Below are 16,639 nucleotides of genomic sequence, written 5' to 3'. Positions count from 1 at the left end.
ACCGGGGCCGTGTCGTGCGGAACGCCGACAGGCGGTGCTGAAGGGGATTGTCTGGATCAACGTCCTGAGTCCCATCCTCGATACCCATGCGTGCACGGATGGCGGCGGGCAGCCCGCAGCCGCAAGCCCCTGAGCTACCGAATCGACCTACAGACCCGCTAAGGTTTCCTCAATTTCACCGATAAGAGCATCAGCGCCCTATAGGCGGGACCATTCGACATCGCCTGGCCGGCTTCGAGCGTAGCTCGGGGAGGCGGTGCGGACGGAGACACGAGGCAGCACTAACGCCGTAACGATTGCATTGAAGGGAGAAGAGGGGGCTTCGATCCGAAACGACTATTCAGACGGAGGATGACTGGTTTTGGGTTCGAACGTGAGAGTTTCAGATTTGGTGACTGCACCAGCATGGCGGTTGCCGGATTGCAGCAGGTCGTGGCGGTGGCACATCCGCGCCGCCAATTAGCGACGTGATCGGCCTGCGCCAGCAACATGATCCCCATGTTCAGCTTGTTCCGGAATTCGCGTAAACGGGGCAACTGCATCCTCGTGGATGAAGGAATGGGTAAGCCGGGTTCCGTGCGACTGCGGACCGCGATGTGAGCACTAGCAGGCGTGCTCCTTCTGGACGCAGCAAGAAGCGCAAACGCACCGGACTTCGGCGCCCGAAAGGGCCGCGCCACTCTTGGCGGGCTTGGCCAGCGTAAAGGATAAAGTCGAAATCTTGCTGGAGATCTGCTGTGTGTTGACCGGCAACGATCTCCACGCGCTGAAAGCGCAAGTGTGGTGACGGGAATCTTCAAACGAGCAGGGAGTACGAATTCAGATGAGATCGCGAGTATCGCAGATGACTGTCGGCAGAAAGTTGTTCCTAAGCTTTGCGGCCGCGCTGGTGCTGAGTTTCGCAGTGAGCGCCCTCGCGCTGCAGAGCAACAGGGTTCTGGAGGCCAGTGTGAAGAAGGTGGTTAACGTAAATGCTAGAAAGGTCTACCTGGCGACCGATATCAAAAGTATCCAATCTGACATGGTAGGCGCCGAGCGAGGCATCCTTGCGCGCGCCTTCATGAAGGACAAGGCCACCATGGCGCGGTACAACCAGGAGTATGCCGAAAGTGTGGCCGCGGCCAACAAGGATATCGCTGAATTCATACCGCTCATCGAGACGGCGGAAGCGCGCCAGATGATCCGGGAGATCAAGAGCGCGGTGGAGGAAGCCGCTGGATTGCACACGGAACTCTATCGTGAGGCGAGTTCAGACCGGACGGAGGCGGCGGCGGACATCCTGAAGGAGAAGGCCATGCCTCTGCTGCTCAATATCGGGAGGATCTGCCTGCAGCTTGAGCGCCAGCAGACCGCATTGATGGCCAAAGTTGCCGCCGAGACGGAGGATTCGGTCTCTCGGGACCGATGGATCACAATCATCCTGACGGCCCTATCACTGGTGGTGGGCGGCATTGTTGTAGTGGTGGTCCGGCAGATCAACTCCGCCCTACGCCGGGCGGTCAGCGAACTGAGTGAAGGCGCCGAGCAGGTCGCCAGTGCGGCGTCGCAGGTCGCCTGCTCCAGCCAGTCGCTGGCGCATGGAGCGTCCGAGCAGGCAGCGGCGCTTGAAGAGACTTCCGCCTCCACTGAAGAAATCCACTCCATGGCAAGTAAGAACAGTGAAAACTCGCGTTCCGCCGCCGAACTGGTAACCCACTCGCAGGAGAAGTTCGCGCAGACCAACCAGTCGCTGGACCAATCGGTAGCGGCTATGGGTGAGATCAACGCCCAAAGCGACAAAATTGCAAAGATTATCAAGGTGATTGACGAGATCGCCTTCCAGACAAATATCCTGGCTCTCAATGCCGCGGTGGAGGCGGCTCGCGCCGGGGAGGCGGGCATGGGTTTTGCAGTGGTAGCCGACGAAGTGCGCAATCTGGCGCAGCGTTGTGCCCAGGCAGCCAAGGACACCTCGGCGCTGATCGAGGAATCAATTGCCAGATCCAATCACGGCAAGGTGAGAGTGGATCAGGTGGCCTCGGCAATTCGGGCGATCACCGAGGAAGCAGTAAGGGTGAAGGCGCTGGTGGACGAGGTGAACCTGGGCAGCCAGGAGCAGGCGCGTGGTATCGAGCAGATCGGCAAAGCCATCGCGCAGATGAATCAGGTGACGCAGTCCACGGCGTCCAGCGCCGAGGAAAGCGCCTCTTCTGCCGAGGAATTGAACGCGCAGTCTGACACGCTGAAGGACATTGTGGAACGGTTGACCGCCATGGTGGGCGGCGGCGCAGCGGCGCATGGACAATACGATCAAACGCAGCGAGTGGGCATCCGAGGCTCGGCGTCCCGCCAGCACGGAGAATCGCATTCCAGCTTGGGTCCGTTGCACGCGGCGGTCGACCGGCCTGCCGGCGAGAGGCGAATGCCAATGCCACTTGGCGCGTCCGATCTGAGCGAAGCGCTCTCGCGGGAAGATCGATTCAAATAGCGTTTAAAGGGCCTGCCCGGGAAGGGCCTGGCGGAGGAGGTTCTTCCAGGTCCCCAGCCTGCTGCCTTCTGATTGCAGGCTGTTTTGCACTATTTGGGGGATAGGGCACAGAGCCGGGCCTTCCGGGCGGACTGGCTCTAGTGGTTTGGGCAGAGTGGCCGGCGGCGCGATGGAAAGAGATAGCGGACTGAGCAGGTTTAGCGTTCGTGGGTGATGGCGCTCCATTGCGGACGCGTAGGTGTCCGTGGCCCGCTCCTTGCCAGTCGCGGTTCGTAGCGTGGTAGGGGCCCCGACAGTCTGGGGTCGCTGTGGATTCATCCGCTTTGGCGGCCCGCAGGGCGGATACTCGGACTCCATTGAAGACGCGCCAGGAGCGTGTACCGGCTTACTAACATGCGCCGTGCGAAACACGGTGGTGCCCCCTCCCTGACGGTCGGGGTTCGTAGCGGTTTCTTCTGCTTTGGCAGCCCGCGGCGCCATGTTTGACTCCATTGGAAATCGCGTTTTTGTGATTCGCGGTATGACGGGTCAGGCTGACGGGCATGGAGGATTGGGCAGGAATCGGACTGTCGATGTGCTCCAGCGACTTGGTCTTCTTCGTGGGACCGGAGAGCCCGGGTGTGACCTCGAACACCGTCGACAGCAGCGCCTGTTCCGTCGATACCGGACTCGCGACGGTCACTCATCCAACCGGCGTGGTGCATTTGAGTGTGCTTGTCCCTATAAAAGGGCCGATGGCCGGCGCCAAGAATGTGTATCAACGGAGTCTTGACCCTCTGTCCAGGGATTCGGGCTGGGTGAAGACCGGCGTGTGGACGGTTTTATGAACCCAGCCGGGTCATTTCGGGCGGCGCGGGCGTTCTCGCAATAGGGTGAGATTAGATCTGTACCCGCGATGGCATTTTCGAGTTGATCCCGAAAATATACGCGCAGTCCGGGCTGTGATTGGAGAAGTTTTATTCAGGTTCACTGATGAAGCCGATTGACCTGCCTAAATCGGCTGTGACATTTTAGTGCAGAGGTTGGTTTGCGACTCAACACTCGCTCTTTTCCCGCGCTGGCTGCCTATCTATTCCTGGTGATTCCAGGCGCGTCCGCCGGCCAGACCCCGGCCGCGGCTGGCCCCGACCTGAACATTGCCCTCACGCACACCAGCAGTTTCCTGCGGGGGCAGACCAACGCGGTCTATCTGATCAGGGTCACCAACTCCGGCGGAGGGGCCACTTCCGGGACGATCTCGGTGGTGGAATCCATGCCATCGGGCATTGCCATCACTACGATGTCCGGACCCGGCTGGACCTGTGTAGCCAACACCTGCACGCGGAGCGATAGCTTCGCCCCGGGCCAGATGCTGCCGGCCATTAGCGTACTGGCGGCGGTGGGTGCTGGCGCGCCCGACCCGGTCAGCAATCTGGTGACGGTCTCCGGCGGCGGGGATTCCAATATCGCAGACAACCTGGCCACCGACGTGACGAGCATTGCGTCAGAAGGTCGGCTGTATGGCCTCGCTTCCACGAACAATACGAACCTGCCTCTCAACTTCGTGCCCCCGGGGCTTACCGACGCCGTCGCCCTGGCGGTTTCGGAGCGCGAGGCGCTTGTGCTCAGGAAGGACGGCACCGTCGTTCAATGGGATTACTACGGCCGGGATACTCCCAGCGAAGCCAAGGCGCTGACGGGTGTGGTCGCCATCGCGATGGGCGATCTCACGTGTTATGCCTTGAAGGGCGACGGGACCGTGGCCGCGTGGTCGAGGTACGGAACACTGGCCATTCCCGGCGGCCTTTCCAACATTGTGTCGATTGCCGCCAGCAGTACCGCCGCCGTGGCGGTGCGCGCGGATGGCACCCTGGCCGCCGTCTCTGTGGGCTCCAACCCGCTGGTGACCTTCCCCGCGGGCCTGGCCAATGTCGTGCAGGTCTCTCTCGGGATCAACATCGCCGTGGCGCTCGATTCCACCGGCCAAGTCACCTCGTGGGGTGGCGCGGCCGCCTTGCCTGTGCCCACGGAGAAGCTGTCCCGGGTGTTAGCCGCGGCGAATGGTACTGGTGCGGGTATCCGGCCCGATGGAACCGTCGTGGTATGGCAGACGGCCACCAGCGGGGACCTGGCCGCGGTGCCATCGGGCCTGGGCGGGGTCGTCGCGCTGGCCGGAACCTCCTATCTCATCGCGTTGAAAGCGGATGGGACGGCCCGCGGCTGGGGCACCCAGCCCTACTTCCGGCCTGACCAGGCGAATGGACTGGCGCACACGAGAGCGGTGGCCGGCTCGACTAGCTACGCGATAGCCATCCTCACCACCCCGCTGATCACGATCTCGTTCGACGGCACGGCGCAGGCCGTTGATCTGTCCAGCCCCTATACTTCAACCCGCCCGGCTATCACGGTGGATGGGGTTTCCAGGACGTTGCCCTTCTCGATACAGGTACCACCGGACAGCACGCATGCGATCTCCACAGCGGCCGCGCAACCTGGTGGAGCGCAGAACACACAGTATTACTTCAACGCCTGGAGCGATGGGGGAGCCGCCTCGCATACCATCACAACCGGTACGGCGGACGCGGTATACACAGCCACTTTCAAGACGAAGTTCCGTCTGATCATTTCATCCGGGGCCGGGGGAACGGCCAGCCCGGCCACTGCACTGTACGATGCAGGCGCCTCCGTATTGGTCAGGGCCACTCCATCCAACGGATATCTCTTTTCCAACTTCAGTTACGATTCCCTCGGCACGGATGCGACGAATCCGCTGCGGGTCGTCATGAATGCATCGCACAACCTGACGGCGAACTTCCAGGCGCAGGCCAATGCCACGGTTCGCCTGTCATTGAAGCCACTGCACCACCTGATTCTCGGACAACAGAACGCCGCCTACGTGGCACGGGTCGTGAACGAGGGACCAACCGCGCAGAGCGGCGTGCAAGTGAGGTTCGACTCATCCCGGACAGCATCGATGACTGGTGCGGGGTGGGCTTGTGCTGAGAATATCTGCAGCCGGTCGGATTCACTGGCTCCTGGCCAGGCGTATCCGGCTATCCTCATCGTGTCTCAGTTACCCTCGTTCACAAGCGGGAGCGAGGCGGTCGGCCTGTCCATCCCCTCAGTTTGCCCGGGGTGCGGCGTCCGGTCGTCGGAGCCTGTTTACACGAATACCAATTCGGTAGTTGGCTGGGGAGCGGGCCAGGCGGGTCAGATCACGGCGCCGGCGGGATTGATGAATATCGTCGATGTCACCGCCGGTTTGGCGCACACCGCCGCCCTATTAGGAGACGGCAAGGTGGTGGCGTGGGGCGATAATTCGAAATCGCAGACGCAGGTTCCCGCCAATCTCTCCACTGCAGTTGCCTTTGCGGCTGGCGGCTATCACACGCTCGCCCTGGTTTCGGACGGCCGTGTTGTGGCCTGGGGTGACAATAGTAGCGGCCAGGCGACAGTGCCAACCTCCCTGCCCACGGTGATCGCGGTCGCAGCCGGGCAGTTGCATAGCCTGGCGCTGACCAGCGACGGATCCGTGGTGGCCTGGGGCGCGAACGGCAGCGGCCAGGCGACGGTGCCGGCCGCGGTGCGTGATGCCGTTGCGATCGCGGCGGGCGGCGACCATTCCCTGGCAGTCCTGCGGGATGGAACGGTGGTCGCCTGGGGCAGCAACGCTGACGGAGAGAGTAGTGTACCGGCCAACCTGCAGGGTGCAGTTTCGGTCTCGGCGGGCGCCTCATTCAGCGCCACGCTGCTGGATGACGGCACACCGGTCGTGTGGGGCAACAACCCGGCAAGCATCCTCAATGGGATGCCGGCCGGCCTGACGGATATCAGGACCCTATCCGCCGGTACTGCCCACGCGCTGGCATTACAGTGGGATGGGACATTGGTGGCCTGGGGCGGGAACACTTCCGGCCAGACGAGCCTTCCAGCCGGACTGGCAGGGATCACCGCCATCGCCGCGGGCGGGCAACATAGCGAGGCCGTCCTCTCCGGCCCGCCCAGAATCTCGATCTTCCTCAACACGCAACCGGCCGGCGGATCATTCAGCGTGGACGGCGTCGCATATACGGGATCGCAGGTGCTGCAACTGACGATCGGCCAACCTCACGTTGTGACGACTTCGTCCGTGCCGACGTTGGTGGATCCGGGGACGCAGCTGATCTACCAGTCCTGGGATGGCGGATACCGGGGCCTCACTCGCACGATCACCCCCACGCAGAACGCGACCTACTACATCAATTACGGCGCAAGGTATAAACTCACGACGACCGCCTACCCCAGTTCCGACGGGAGTGTCGCCGTGTCGCCCGCCAGCGCGGATGGCTGGTACGACGGGTATCAACAGGTCCAGATTACGGGTGTACCCGCGCCCGGGCACAGATTCACCGGTTTCAGCGGGGCGCTCAGCGGAGCCACCAATCCGCAACTACTCAGTATTCAGAGTCCGCTCGCGGTCACGGCGAACTTTGCGATTTACGACCCGTACCCGAGCGTGGTGAGCCTTGCGCCCGCGTCAGGCTCCGGCGCGGCAGCCGCCTTCAGCGCCACCTACTCCGCGGGGCTCGGCTACCGCGATCTTGCCTGGGTCCAGTTGTTGCTGGCGGCGGCGCCAGACGGCGGAGGGAAACCGTATTGCTTCCTCCACTATGATGTACAAGGCGACCGGTTCTGGGTCTATGGAGACGGCGGCTTCTTTCAGGGCCCGGTCCAGCCCGGTGCCGCCAGCGCGCTGCTGCAGAACCAGCTCTGCGGCCTGAATACGAAGACCTCGACGGTGGCAAAGAGCGGCAACACGCTCACCTTTAACGCCCGTGTGGCGTTTAAAGCCGCGGCCGGCCTGAACGTCTATCTGCGAGCGCAGACGCTGAGCCAGTTCGACACCGGGTGGGTGCAGCGCGGCACCTGGAACACCTCGGCGGCCCCACTCGGCACGATGAGCGTCCAGCCGGGATCGGGCTCGAACGGGGCGCAGACCTTCACACTGCTGTATCCGGACCCTGTGGGGTATGAGGACACGACCGCGGGTTGGTCGCAGTTCCTGATCGCCGCGAGCCCCGATGGAGGCGGCAAGCCCTTCTGCTTTGTCCACTATGACAAGGCGGGCAATGGCCTGTGGATGTACTCCAGCGACGTGGGATTCTTCCTGGGTCCGGTGAGCCCGGGCACGGCCTCGAACGCGCTGGACAGCAGCGCGTGTTCGATCAACCCCGCTCTCTCGGGCGTCACTCACCCGTCGGGTACGGTGATTGTGTATGTGCCCGTTACGCTGAAGGCGCCGATGTCCGGAGCCAAGAACCTGTACCAGCGGACGCTGGATCCGCTCTCCCGGGATTCCGGGTGGGTAAAGACCGGCGCCTGGTCCGTTCCGTAATGGCCGGCATCCGCAGTTGCATGGGCTGGTTCGTGATGGAGCGCTGGGGAACGCCAGGCGCTCCACCCCACAGGCGGTAGTGTGGCTGCCTCGCCCGGCGGCTAGCGGGGCTTCCGCCTCAGACTGCTATCGTGGCGGGTCCATGACGATAATCACATGGCCCTGCTTGTGTCCGCGTTCCACGTAACGGTGAGCTTCGGCGATCTCGTCCAAGGGGTAAAAGCGGTCTATCACGGTACGCAGCTTCCCGGCTTCAATTAGCCCCTTGAGGAACAGTTGATCCTCGCGGCTGCCGGCGGCCACGCCTCCGACAACTTTGGCGGCTCCGGTGGCGGAGACCCATATGCCTTGCAGGGCGCCCATCAGTATTGCCAGGAACTTCCCGGACCCCCCGACCCGAACGTAGTAACCGCCGCGCTTCAAGGCCCTCAGGCTGCGCTCAAAGCCGCTATAGCCGACTGCATCAAACACCATGTCGTATACAGGGCCTGCGCTCGAGAAGTCTTCCCTGGTGTAGTCGAGCACCGCGGCCGCACCGAGAGATCGAACCATGTCCACATTGGAGGAGCTGCAAACTCCGGTGACCCGTGCTCCGAAGTGGACGGCCAGTTGGACGGCGAAAGTACCCACACTGCCGGATGCGCCATAAATCAGCACGTTTTGTCCGGCCTGGATGTTCGCTTTTCGCAGGAAATGAAGGGATGTAAAACCTCCGAAGAGGACGCCGGCGGCCTCTTCCATGGTCATGTTCTCCGGTTTCGCGGCCAACGTTCCGGCTTCCGGCAGGCAGACGTATTCGGCGTGGGCTCCGAATTGAAAGCCGGTGCCGCCGAAGACCTGATTGTCTGGTGCGAAGCGGGTGACGGCCGGGCCAACCGCCTCCACGGTTCCGGAGAATTCCATCCCGAGGATTTTGGTCTTGTTCGGACGAAGGAGACCGTTCATGAAGCGGATGAGAAAGGGGTCCGCCGTTCTGAGTCTCCAATCGGCGGCGCAGACGGTGGTGGCGTGAATCCTGACGAGGACTTCGTTGTCCCTGGGAATGGGCTTTCCCACTTCCTGGATGCGGACGACGTCCGGGGGCCCGTAACGGGAATAGACGGCAGCTCTCATGGTACTTCCCTGCCTGTTTTCGAATGATCGTCCCACAATCCAGGCGCGAAAGCACCCGTAGCCCTGGCCGTAGTTTGCGAAACGGCGGACTGTGGATGGGAGATGATGTAGGGCGGCGGCCCGCGAATTATTCCGGCTGCACAGTGAGCACATGTGTGGAGGAGTGGAACAAGTTATGAAGCTGCATACTTATCTAAACTATGGCGGAAACTGCCGCGAGGCCTTTCGCTTTTACGAAGAGCATCTCGGCGGCCAGATCACGATGATGTTGACCCGTGAGCAACAGCCGAATCCGGAAGGAGCTCCTCCGGAGTGGAAGGATTCCATCATGTACGCGCGGATGAACATTGGCGAGACAGAACTGATGGGTTCCGATGTGCCATCGGACCGGTTTCAGCCGATGCGCAGCGTGTATCTTTCCCTGAATGTCGACAGCACGGAAGAGGCTGAACGCATTTATGCATTGCTGTGCGAAGGAGGCCAGATCTTCATGCCGATGGAAGAGACATTCTTCGCCTTCCGGTTTGCCATGCTGCGGGACAGGTTTGGAACGTCGTGGATGATCCTGCATGAACGGCCCAGGCCGTGAGAACCGCCGGATGGGGCGGAATGCCAGGCTTGCAGTGAGCACAGCAGGCCTGACGGGTGATCACTTCATCTCGCCCAAAACCCCCTGAGAGAGGCTGTCGCGACGAGGAAACAGAACACTGATTACAGAGACAAGGAGCCGACAGAGCTGATTCGAATAGTTAATGTGCTACACGTTTTCTTGCCACAAGAGACACTTCTATTCATGCGGCTAAATATGCAATTAAGTGATAGACTATGGGCGGAATTTAAGCATGCTTCCCCGTCTATGCTTTGCCGCACTGCTTACCCTCCCCCTCGTCTCACAATCACCGCAGTCCAGTACGCCGTTGCTCCGGATTGACGTGCAACTGGTGCAGGTGGACGCCGTCGTGACGGATTCGCGTGGCCGCCATGTAACCGATCTGCGGCCTGAGGAATTTGAGATCCGGCAGGATGGAAGGCGCCAGAAGATCACTCACGTTTCGTTCATCGCAGGGAGTCCGACTCCGCCGGCGGGGAGCAAGCTAAAGACCGCGCCGACGGAAAAGATGACGCCGCCGCCGAGCGTGAGAGCCAAAGACATCCAGCGGACTTACGCGCTGGTCGTGGATGATCTTGGACTGTCGTTCGAAAGCACGGCCCGCGTCCGCAACGCTTTGAAGAAGTTCGTCGATGAAGACATGCAGCCCGACGACCTCGTGGCTGTGCTCACCACCGGGCGCGGCGCGGCTGCGTTCCAGCAGTTCACCTCGGACAAGAGGATCCTGCATGCCGCGATTGAACGGTTGCGCTTCAATCTGAGCTCGCGAGCTGCGAGCAGTTCGGACTTCGGAGGATTCACACCGGTTGTGGATGAACGGGATCAGGAATGGGCCCGTCAACATTTCACGAGCGGCACGATGGGCGCGGTCCAGTACATCATCGGGGGGCTTCGCGGCCTGCCTGGCCGCAAATCAGTCATCCTCTTTTCGCAGGGCCTTACAATGAACCGGTTTGGGAACCCCTACCTGACAGAACATCTGCGGCATCTGGCTGACGCGGCCAACCGATCGGGCGTGGTCATTTACACGGTGGACGTCCGGCCGCTTGCTGCGCCTGAGGGATTTTCCGCAGACTCGCGTCGCCCACCCACTGTCGAGGCGGCAAAACCAGTCGACCGGATCCAACATGATCAGGGAGAGAAGGCTGTGCTCCTGGACAGCCAGGCGGGACTGAACTATCTGGCGAAGCAGACCGGCGGGCTTTTCCTGAAGGATGACAATGATCTGGCGAAGCTGGCGCGTCAGTCGATTGAGGATCAGTCCGGGTACTATCTGATCGGCTACCGGGCGGAGCCAGGCACTTTCGAACAAGTCCGTGGCGCGCCACTCTTCCATCGCATCAACGTGAAGGTGCTACGCTCGGGGACGCAAGTTCGCACGCGGGCCGGTTTTCTGGGAACTGCGGACGTTCCGGAAGGCTCTGCGCCAAGGACGCGAGGAGACAGCATCGCCGCGGCATTCGCGTCTCCCTTTCACGCCGCGGAAGTACCCGTCCGCCTGACGTCCTGGTTCGACGATGAACCCGAGGGCGGTCCGAGTATTCTCTCGATGGTCCACATCGACGCCAAAAGCCTGTATTTCGCCGAGGAAGCCGACGGATGGAGAAGGGCGGTCGTGGATGTGATTACAGTGGCAGTGGGAGAGGCCGGGCCGTCGGTCAACCGGCTGGACCGTACTTACACGGTACGCGCGAGGGGACCAGTGTACGAGAGTCTTTTGAAGGAAGGTTTGATGTATACCACCACTCACCCGCTCAAGGTGCCGGGGCCCTTCCAGTACAGGGTCGTGGTGAGGGATGCGATGTCGGGGAAAATTGGGTCGGCCAACCAATTCGTCGAAGTCCCTGCCCTGCAGAAGGGCCAACTGGCCGTTTCGGGGGTCGTTCTACTGAATGCCACGAATGACACGGTACAGAAACTGGGGGCAGGCGGCAGCGGGGATGATGCACTCGTGGAGCAGACCGGCGGGCATCCAGCCCTACGCCGTTTCCGCTACGGCCAGAAGGTCGCGTACTCGTACCGGATTCTCAATGCACGCGCGAGAGTAGAGACAGAGCTGCGGTTATACCGCGACGGGTCCCTGGTGTTTCATACTCCGCCGAAGGAGGTTATGGCGGAAGACGGCCCGGCAGGTCTACGGCAGATGACGGGCGTGCTGACGCTGGGTCCGCCGCTGCTGACAGGCTACTATTTGCTGCAAGTCCTGGTGACGGACAAGACCGGCAAGAAGAAACAGAACGCGGCCACGAGTTGGATGGATTTCGAGCTGCTGTTGAGTCCTAACCTGGAGTGAGGCGGAGCCTGGCAACTTCCCTACCCTGCCACGGATTCGATCTTGAACTTGGCGCCTTCGTTGCCGGACAGTGCGGGCTCGGCGTCCAGCAACTGGATGAACTCCCGTGTGACGCGGTCGTCGATCTCTGCGATGCGGCGGATCTCGACCGGGTAGCGGATGGTGATCTCGAGGCCCGCATCGATGAAGCGGATGCGGCTTTCCGGCCGCGGTGCTTCCGTGTGCACCAGCAGGGAAGACTGGAAGTTGCCGTGTTGGCGCTCGACAACATCGCGATACTCCGCCCAGATCGTTTGTACTGCGTCCATCAGGCGGCGCTCCAGTTGCGCGTAATCGGCCCGGCCAGGGAATTTCAGAATGACCGCACGCCAGACGTAGTCGATGCCGGGGAGTTGTTTGAACATCGCCGAAGGCTGAAAGAACACGGCATTCGGAAAGACGACGATGCGGCCCGTCGGCTCCAGTGCCGGACCGGAACCACCGAGTTCCAGCAGGTAGAGCCGGAAGAGTCCTACGTCGGCCACTTCCCCGGTGACGCCGGAGACGGTGACACGATCTCCGACACGCACGCCCCAGCGCCCGACCAGGAAGAAATAGGCGACGACGGAGAGAATCACGCTTTGCATGGCGACAGCAATGCCGGCGGCGGAGAAGCCGGCGAAGGTAGCCAGCGATCCGAATTCCGTGACAAAACTGAGGATGATCAGCAAGGCGACAGCACAGCCGACCACGATCCTCCGCAGCACAAGAAACTGCCTGCGGCGGCGAAGATCCTGCACGTAGCGAACAGTGGCGCGCCGTGCGAGTTCAGAGAGCCCAAAAATCAGCAGCAGGGCCACGGCGAGCATGACGATGCGCAGCAGGAGATAGCGCAACGCGGAGTTATAGCGTTCTCCGAGAGCACGGCGCCACTCCACGATGCGGCCGCGGCTGGAGTTGATCTGGGCCGCCTGCTCGCTGAGCGGACTGGAGGATGCGGAGAGTTGCTTGAAGCGCGCCAGTTGAGCATCGATCTGTTTCCGCTGGGTGTTCAAGGCCTCGATGTTCGAGGACTCGGGCAGTTGTGTAATCGCATCGCCCCGCCTGATCACTTCGCGCAAGGCGCTGCGCAGCGGCCCGCGAAGTTTCTCCGCTGACTGGCGGAGGGCCTCCGTCTCCTGGGACAAGCGCTCCAACTGGTTCATCCGCTGGGAGAGAGAAAAGACTTCCGCCGTGAGGCCCACGATCCCCGAGGATTCCGGATGAAAGTCCGGCGTGGCGGCTGGACGAGCGGCGGGAGCAGGCTCGGGCGTCCCCTTCAGGGCAGGCGCCGCTTCGGGGATGGAGCGTTCCAAGGTGAGGATCTTGGCGCCGAGTCCACCCTCGTCCGGTGCGCTGAGAAAGCCGATGAGATTGCGGAGTGCGTCGCGGCGCGCCTTGGCGAAGTTGGCCTCACTGGCCACTTCGTCCCGCAGTGCCTGCAGACGCGCCCGGCCGGCACCGCTGGCTGATTGCAGTTGGAGATTCAGCCGGTCCAGCTCCGCCTGGGACAGTTCGGCCCGCTGCGCCGCCGCCGCGGCGGACTGCGCCAGTGTGCGGCCGCGCGCGGCGTCCGGTGGCGGATTCTCCGAAGTAGTCGCCTGCGGAATGGCGGCTTGCGCTCGTGCGAATTCAAAGGCCAGCCGGACCGTGTCGATGGAGCTTTGGCGCAATGCGCCGGCGAAGACCGTTTGCGTCGAATCGGTTGGCGACTGGACAACGGCGGCCACATTTCGGTACCAGGCCGATGTCTGGCTGAGGTACTGAAGAATGTCCTGGTCCGGGAGAGGCCGTTGAGCACGGAGTCCAGGCCCAGCGGCAGGAAGCAGGAGCAGAAGCGCCGGCGCGGCCCAGTGAAAGGCGCGGCGCGGTGCCGCAGTGGAGAACGGGGGGCACCACATCTGCCCCAAGTTTAGCGCAGGCAGTGCGGGCTGGACCCACGCCGGACTTTCGCCTCTCGCCGAGGTGATGCGGAGTTGAGATTTACCGAAATCACAAGCCTCGTCTGTTACTACTGGGATCAGGAGATACTTGCCATGACATGGTCGCTAAATCCGAACGCATTGAGGGGACGGATTGCCGTGGTAGCAGGAGCGACCCGTGGGGCTGGGCGCGGCATCGCAGCGGCATTGGGCGAGGCAGGAGCCACAGTGATCTGCACAGGGCGCAGCACGCGCGGCAGGCGGTCTGAGTATGACCGTCCGGAGACGATTGAGGAGACCGCCGAACTAGTGACTGAGCTTGGCGGCACGGGCGTTGCCGTGGTGATGGACCATCTGGATCCGGCACAGGTGGAGAACCTGGCTGCGCGGATTCAGAACGAGTACGGGCACATCGACGTGCTGGTGAATGACATCTGGGGCGGCGAGTTGCTGAAGGGTGGGCCCGCGGATTGGAACACACCAATTTGGGAGCACGACCTGGCAAAGGGCCTGCGCATCCTGCACCTGGCAGTGGATACGCACTTGATCACGTCCCACTTCCTGCTGCCGCTGCTGATTCAGAGACCGGGCGGCCTGCTGGTGGAGGTGACTGACGGCACGAGCGAATACAACGCATCGCACTATCGAATCTCGGTCTACTACGATCTGGCCAAGGTGGCGGTGAACCGTTTGGCTTACTCTCAAGGCCACGAACTGGCGCAGCATGAAGGGACGGCCGTGGCGATTACGCCGGGCTGGATGCGTTCCGAGATCATGCTCGAGCACTTCGGCGTGTCGGAAGAAAACTGGAGGGATTCGCTGAAAGCGGAAGGTGAGCGCAGCGGACCGGGGGCCCCACCGGATTTCGCACTCTCAGAGACGCCGCGATTTACGGGGCGTGCGGTTGTCGCGCTGGCTTGCGATCCGCAGCGGGCCAGATGGAACCAGCGATCCGTCAGTTCCGGAGAGCTGGCCGCCGGGTACGGATTCCTGGACCTGGATGGATCGCGCCCGGACGTCTGGCGTTTCATGACGGAGGTCAGCGAGGCAGGGCTCGAGGGCCGTTATGAGGATTACCGCTGAAAAGGTGCCCGCGGGGCCGGGCGGCTGGCCCGGCTAGTCCACGGGGCGAATGTCGCGGATGGTGGCGCTCCAGGGACTGTAGCCGCGCTTGGCGCTGAACGCGTCAGCTTCCACGGTCAACGCAACGTCGACGCGGGCACCCTGCTGGAGTTCGCCGATGCGCCCGGCGAAACGCCAGGCTTTGGCAAAGAGCGAACGGTTGCCCTGGAAGATGCGAATGCGCAGGTGATCGCGATCCTTGCCGAAAACTTCCGGCGTCTGGCGGATCTCGACGTTGCGCAGCAGGAACAGAGGCGCGCGGTTACCCAGCCCGAAGGGGGCGAGGTGCAGGATCTCGTCGACGGCGGTGTCGTTCAATTCGTCGATGGTGGCCTCGGCGTCGAGCAGACGCTCGGGGGCGAGGTCCTCATCGCTGAGGGTTTCGCGGGCGAAGGCATTGAAGCGCTGCTTGAGTTCCTCTACCCGCGACTCTTCCAACGTCACGCCCACAGCCTGGCGGTGGCCGCCGAAGCGGATGAACACTTCCGCCATGCCGTTGAGGGCATCCAGCAGATGGAAACCGGGAATTGAGCGGCCGGAGCCTTGCGCCATTCCGGTGTTTTCATCGCGGCCCAGCACAATGGCCGGGCGGTGAAAGAGTTCGACGACGCGGTTGGCGACGATGCCCACGACGCCGCGATGCCAGTCGGGCGAATAGAAGACGAGGCCTGCGCGGTCGGGCCCAGGGCCGTCTTCCCCGCACTCTTCGAGGATTGCCTTGACGATGGCCTCGCCGGTGCGCTGGCGTTCCAGGTTGAGCCCATCCAGGCGCGTGGCGATGGCGCGGGCGCGCTCCTCATCGCTGGTGAGGAACATTTCCACCACTTCGCGGGCATTGTCCATTCTGCCGGCCGCGTTGATACGGGGGGAGACACGGAAGCCCACGTCGGTGGCGGTCATGGCGGAGCCAGGCTCGACTCCACTGGCCTCGAGCAACGCGCGCAGGCCCGGATTGCGGGTCTTTGAGAGGCCGTCAAGTCCGCGTTTGACGATGACACGGTTTTCGCCCGTGAGCGGGACAACGTCGGCAACCGTCGCGATGGCGACCATGACAAGGAAGGAATCGGAGTAGCGAACGATGCGGTCGGGCGGCCAGTTCAGGCTTTCCATCAGGGCCTGAATCAGCTTGAGCGTGACTCCGGCGCCGCAGAGGTTCTTGTTGGGATAGAGGCAGTCGGGCCGGTTTGGGTTGAGGATGGCGACGGCCGGCGGCAGCTCTTCCTCAGGCAGATGATGGTCGGTGATGACGACATCGACGCCAACGGCCACAGCGGCTTTGACGGCTTCGATGGCGCGGATGCCTGTATCGACGCTGATGATGAGGTTGACGCCTTCGCGGGCCGCCTGTTCCACGACCGACACCTGCATGCCGTAGCCGTCCTTCAGGCGGTCGGGCACGTGGTATTCGGGCGCATGTCCCATGAACTCCAGCATCTTGCTGAGGATCACGACACTGGAGACACCGTCGACATCGTAGTCGCCGTAGACCAGGATCTTCTCCTTGCGATCGACGGCGCGGCGGATGCGATCGACGGCCTGCTGCATGCCGGCCATCAGGAACGGATCCGTCAGATCAGTGAGCCGGGGATGCAGGAAATGCTCGACGTCCTGCTGCGTCCGGAAGCCGCGCGACCACAGGACGCGGGCCGCGGGCAATTGGAGCCCACATCGGGCGGCCAGCGCCGCCACTTCCTTCTCTGATGTTTCGGCGAGTGACCAGCGCGCCTGAGTTTGCATCATT

General features: G+C 62.5%; 9 protein-coding genes. 6 read left to right on the top strand and 3 right to left on the bottom strand.

What is annotated here, in order from left to right:
- The first annotated feature begins 823 nt into the window (after positions 1–823).
- From IRI77_RS33195 to IRI77_RS33185, 3 genes are all read left to right on the top strand, one after another.
- The gene (locus IRI77_RS33195) at positions 824–2,467 is read left to right on the top strand and encodes a methyl-accepting chemotaxis protein (protein WP_194449225.1); all 1,644 of its coding nucleotides are present in this window, start codon (positions 824–826) and stop codon (positions 2,465–2,467) included.
- Positions 2,468–3,039: 572 nt separating this feature from the next.
- A complete protein-coding gene (locus IRI77_RS33190; protein WP_194449224.1) occupies positions 3,040–3,294 on the top strand; it encodes a hypothetical protein in 255 nt (84 codons plus the stop codon).
- A 200-nt stretch (positions 3,295–3,494) separates the two neighbouring features.
- Positions 3,495–7,820: an InlB B-repeat-containing protein gene (locus tag IRI77_RS33185; RefSeq protein WP_194449223.1), complete on the top strand. Its 4,326-nt coding sequence runs from the start codon at positions 3,495–3,497 to the stop codon at positions 7,818–7,820.
- 126 nt (positions 7,821–7,946) lie between these two features.
- Here the strand turns inward: IRI77_RS33185 and IRI77_RS33180 are convergent, their stop codons facing one another.
- Complete coding sequence (locus IRI77_RS33180; protein WP_194449222.1) at positions 7,947–8,933, bottom strand: NAD(P)-dependent alcohol dehydrogenase; 987 nt, start codon at positions 8,931–8,933, stop codon at positions 7,947–7,949.
- Between the two features lie 175 nt (positions 8,934–9,108).
- Between IRI77_RS33180 and IRI77_RS33175 the strand changes: the two genes are divergently transcribed.
- Together IRI77_RS33175 and IRI77_RS33170 are read left to right on the top strand one after the other, a co-directional pair.
- A complete protein-coding gene (locus IRI77_RS33175; protein ID WP_194449221.1) occupies positions 9,109–9,522 on the top strand; it encodes a VOC family protein in 414 nt (137 codons plus the stop codon).
- Between the two features lie 253 nt (positions 9,523–9,775).
- On the top strand, positions 9,776–11,836 hold the full coding sequence (locus IRI77_RS33170; protein ID WP_194449220.1) for a VWA domain-containing protein: 2,061 nt from the start codon (positions 9,776–9,778) through the stop codon (positions 11,834–11,836).
- A 20-nt stretch (positions 11,837–11,856) separates the two neighbouring features.
- On the opposite strand, the gene IRI77_RS33165 is transcribed toward IRI77_RS33170, so the two are convergent.
- Positions 11,857–13,584, bottom strand: a complete 1,728-nt coding sequence (locus IRI77_RS33165) for a mechanosensitive ion channel family protein (protein ID WP_194449219.1) — start codon at positions 13,582–13,584, stop codon at positions 11,857–11,859.
- 306 nt (positions 13,585–13,890) lie between these two features.
- On the opposite strand from IRI77_RS33165, the gene IRI77_RS33160 reads away from it, so the two are divergent.
- Complete coding sequence (locus IRI77_RS33160) at positions 13,891–14,859, top strand: SDR family oxidoreductase (protein WP_194449218.1); 969 nt, start codon at positions 13,891–13,893, stop codon at positions 14,857–14,859.
- 33 nt (positions 14,860–14,892) lie between these two features.
- Here the strand turns inward: IRI77_RS33160 and recJ are convergent, their stop codons facing one another.
- Positions 14,893–16,638 (bottom strand): single-stranded-DNA-specific exonuclease RecJ, encoded by a 1,746-nt coding sequence (gene recJ, locus IRI77_RS33155; protein ID WP_194449217.1) that lies wholly within the window; start codon positions 16,636–16,638, stop codon positions 14,893–14,895.
- Position 16,639: the final 1 nt, after the last annotated feature.

Origin of the sequence: Paludibaculum fermentans (genome assembly GCF_015277775.1) — a bacterium.
Taxonomy (GTDB): Bacteria; Acidobacteriota; Terriglobia; order Bryobacterales; family Bryobacteraceae; genus Paludibaculum; species Paludibaculum fermentans.
This window is presented reverse-complemented; position numbering and strand designations above follow the sequence as displayed.

Excerpts from the sequence above, each read along its gene's own strand:
- IRI77_RS33195 (WP_194449225.1), top strand. The coding sequence starts at position 824 with ATGAGATCGCGAGTATCGCAGATGACTGTCGGCAGAAAGTTGTTCCTA.
- IRI77_RS33190 (WP_194449224.1), top strand. The coding sequence starts at position 3,040 with ATGTGCTCCAGCGACTTGGTCTTCTTCGTGGGACCGGAGAGCCCGGGT.
- IRI77_RS33180 (WP_194449222.1), bottom strand. The coding sequence starts at position 8,933 with ATGAGAGCTGCCGTCTATTCCCGTTACGGGCCCCCGGACGTCGTCCGC.
- IRI77_RS33175 (WP_194449221.1), top strand. The coding sequence starts at position 9,109 with ATGAAGCTGCATACTTATCTAAACTATGGCGGAAACTGCCGCGAGGCC.
- IRI77_RS33170 (WP_194449220.1), top strand. The coding sequence starts at position 9,776 with ATGCTTCCCCGTCTATGCTTTGCCGCACTGCTTACCCTCCCCCTCGTC.
- IRI77_RS33160 (WP_194449218.1), top strand. The coding sequence starts at position 13,891 with ATGACATGGTCGCTAAATCCGAACGCATTGAGGGGACGGATTGCCGTG.
- recJ (WP_194449217.1), bottom strand. The coding sequence starts at position 16,638 with ATGATGCAAACTCAGGCGCGCTGGTCACTCGCCGAAACATCAGAGAAG.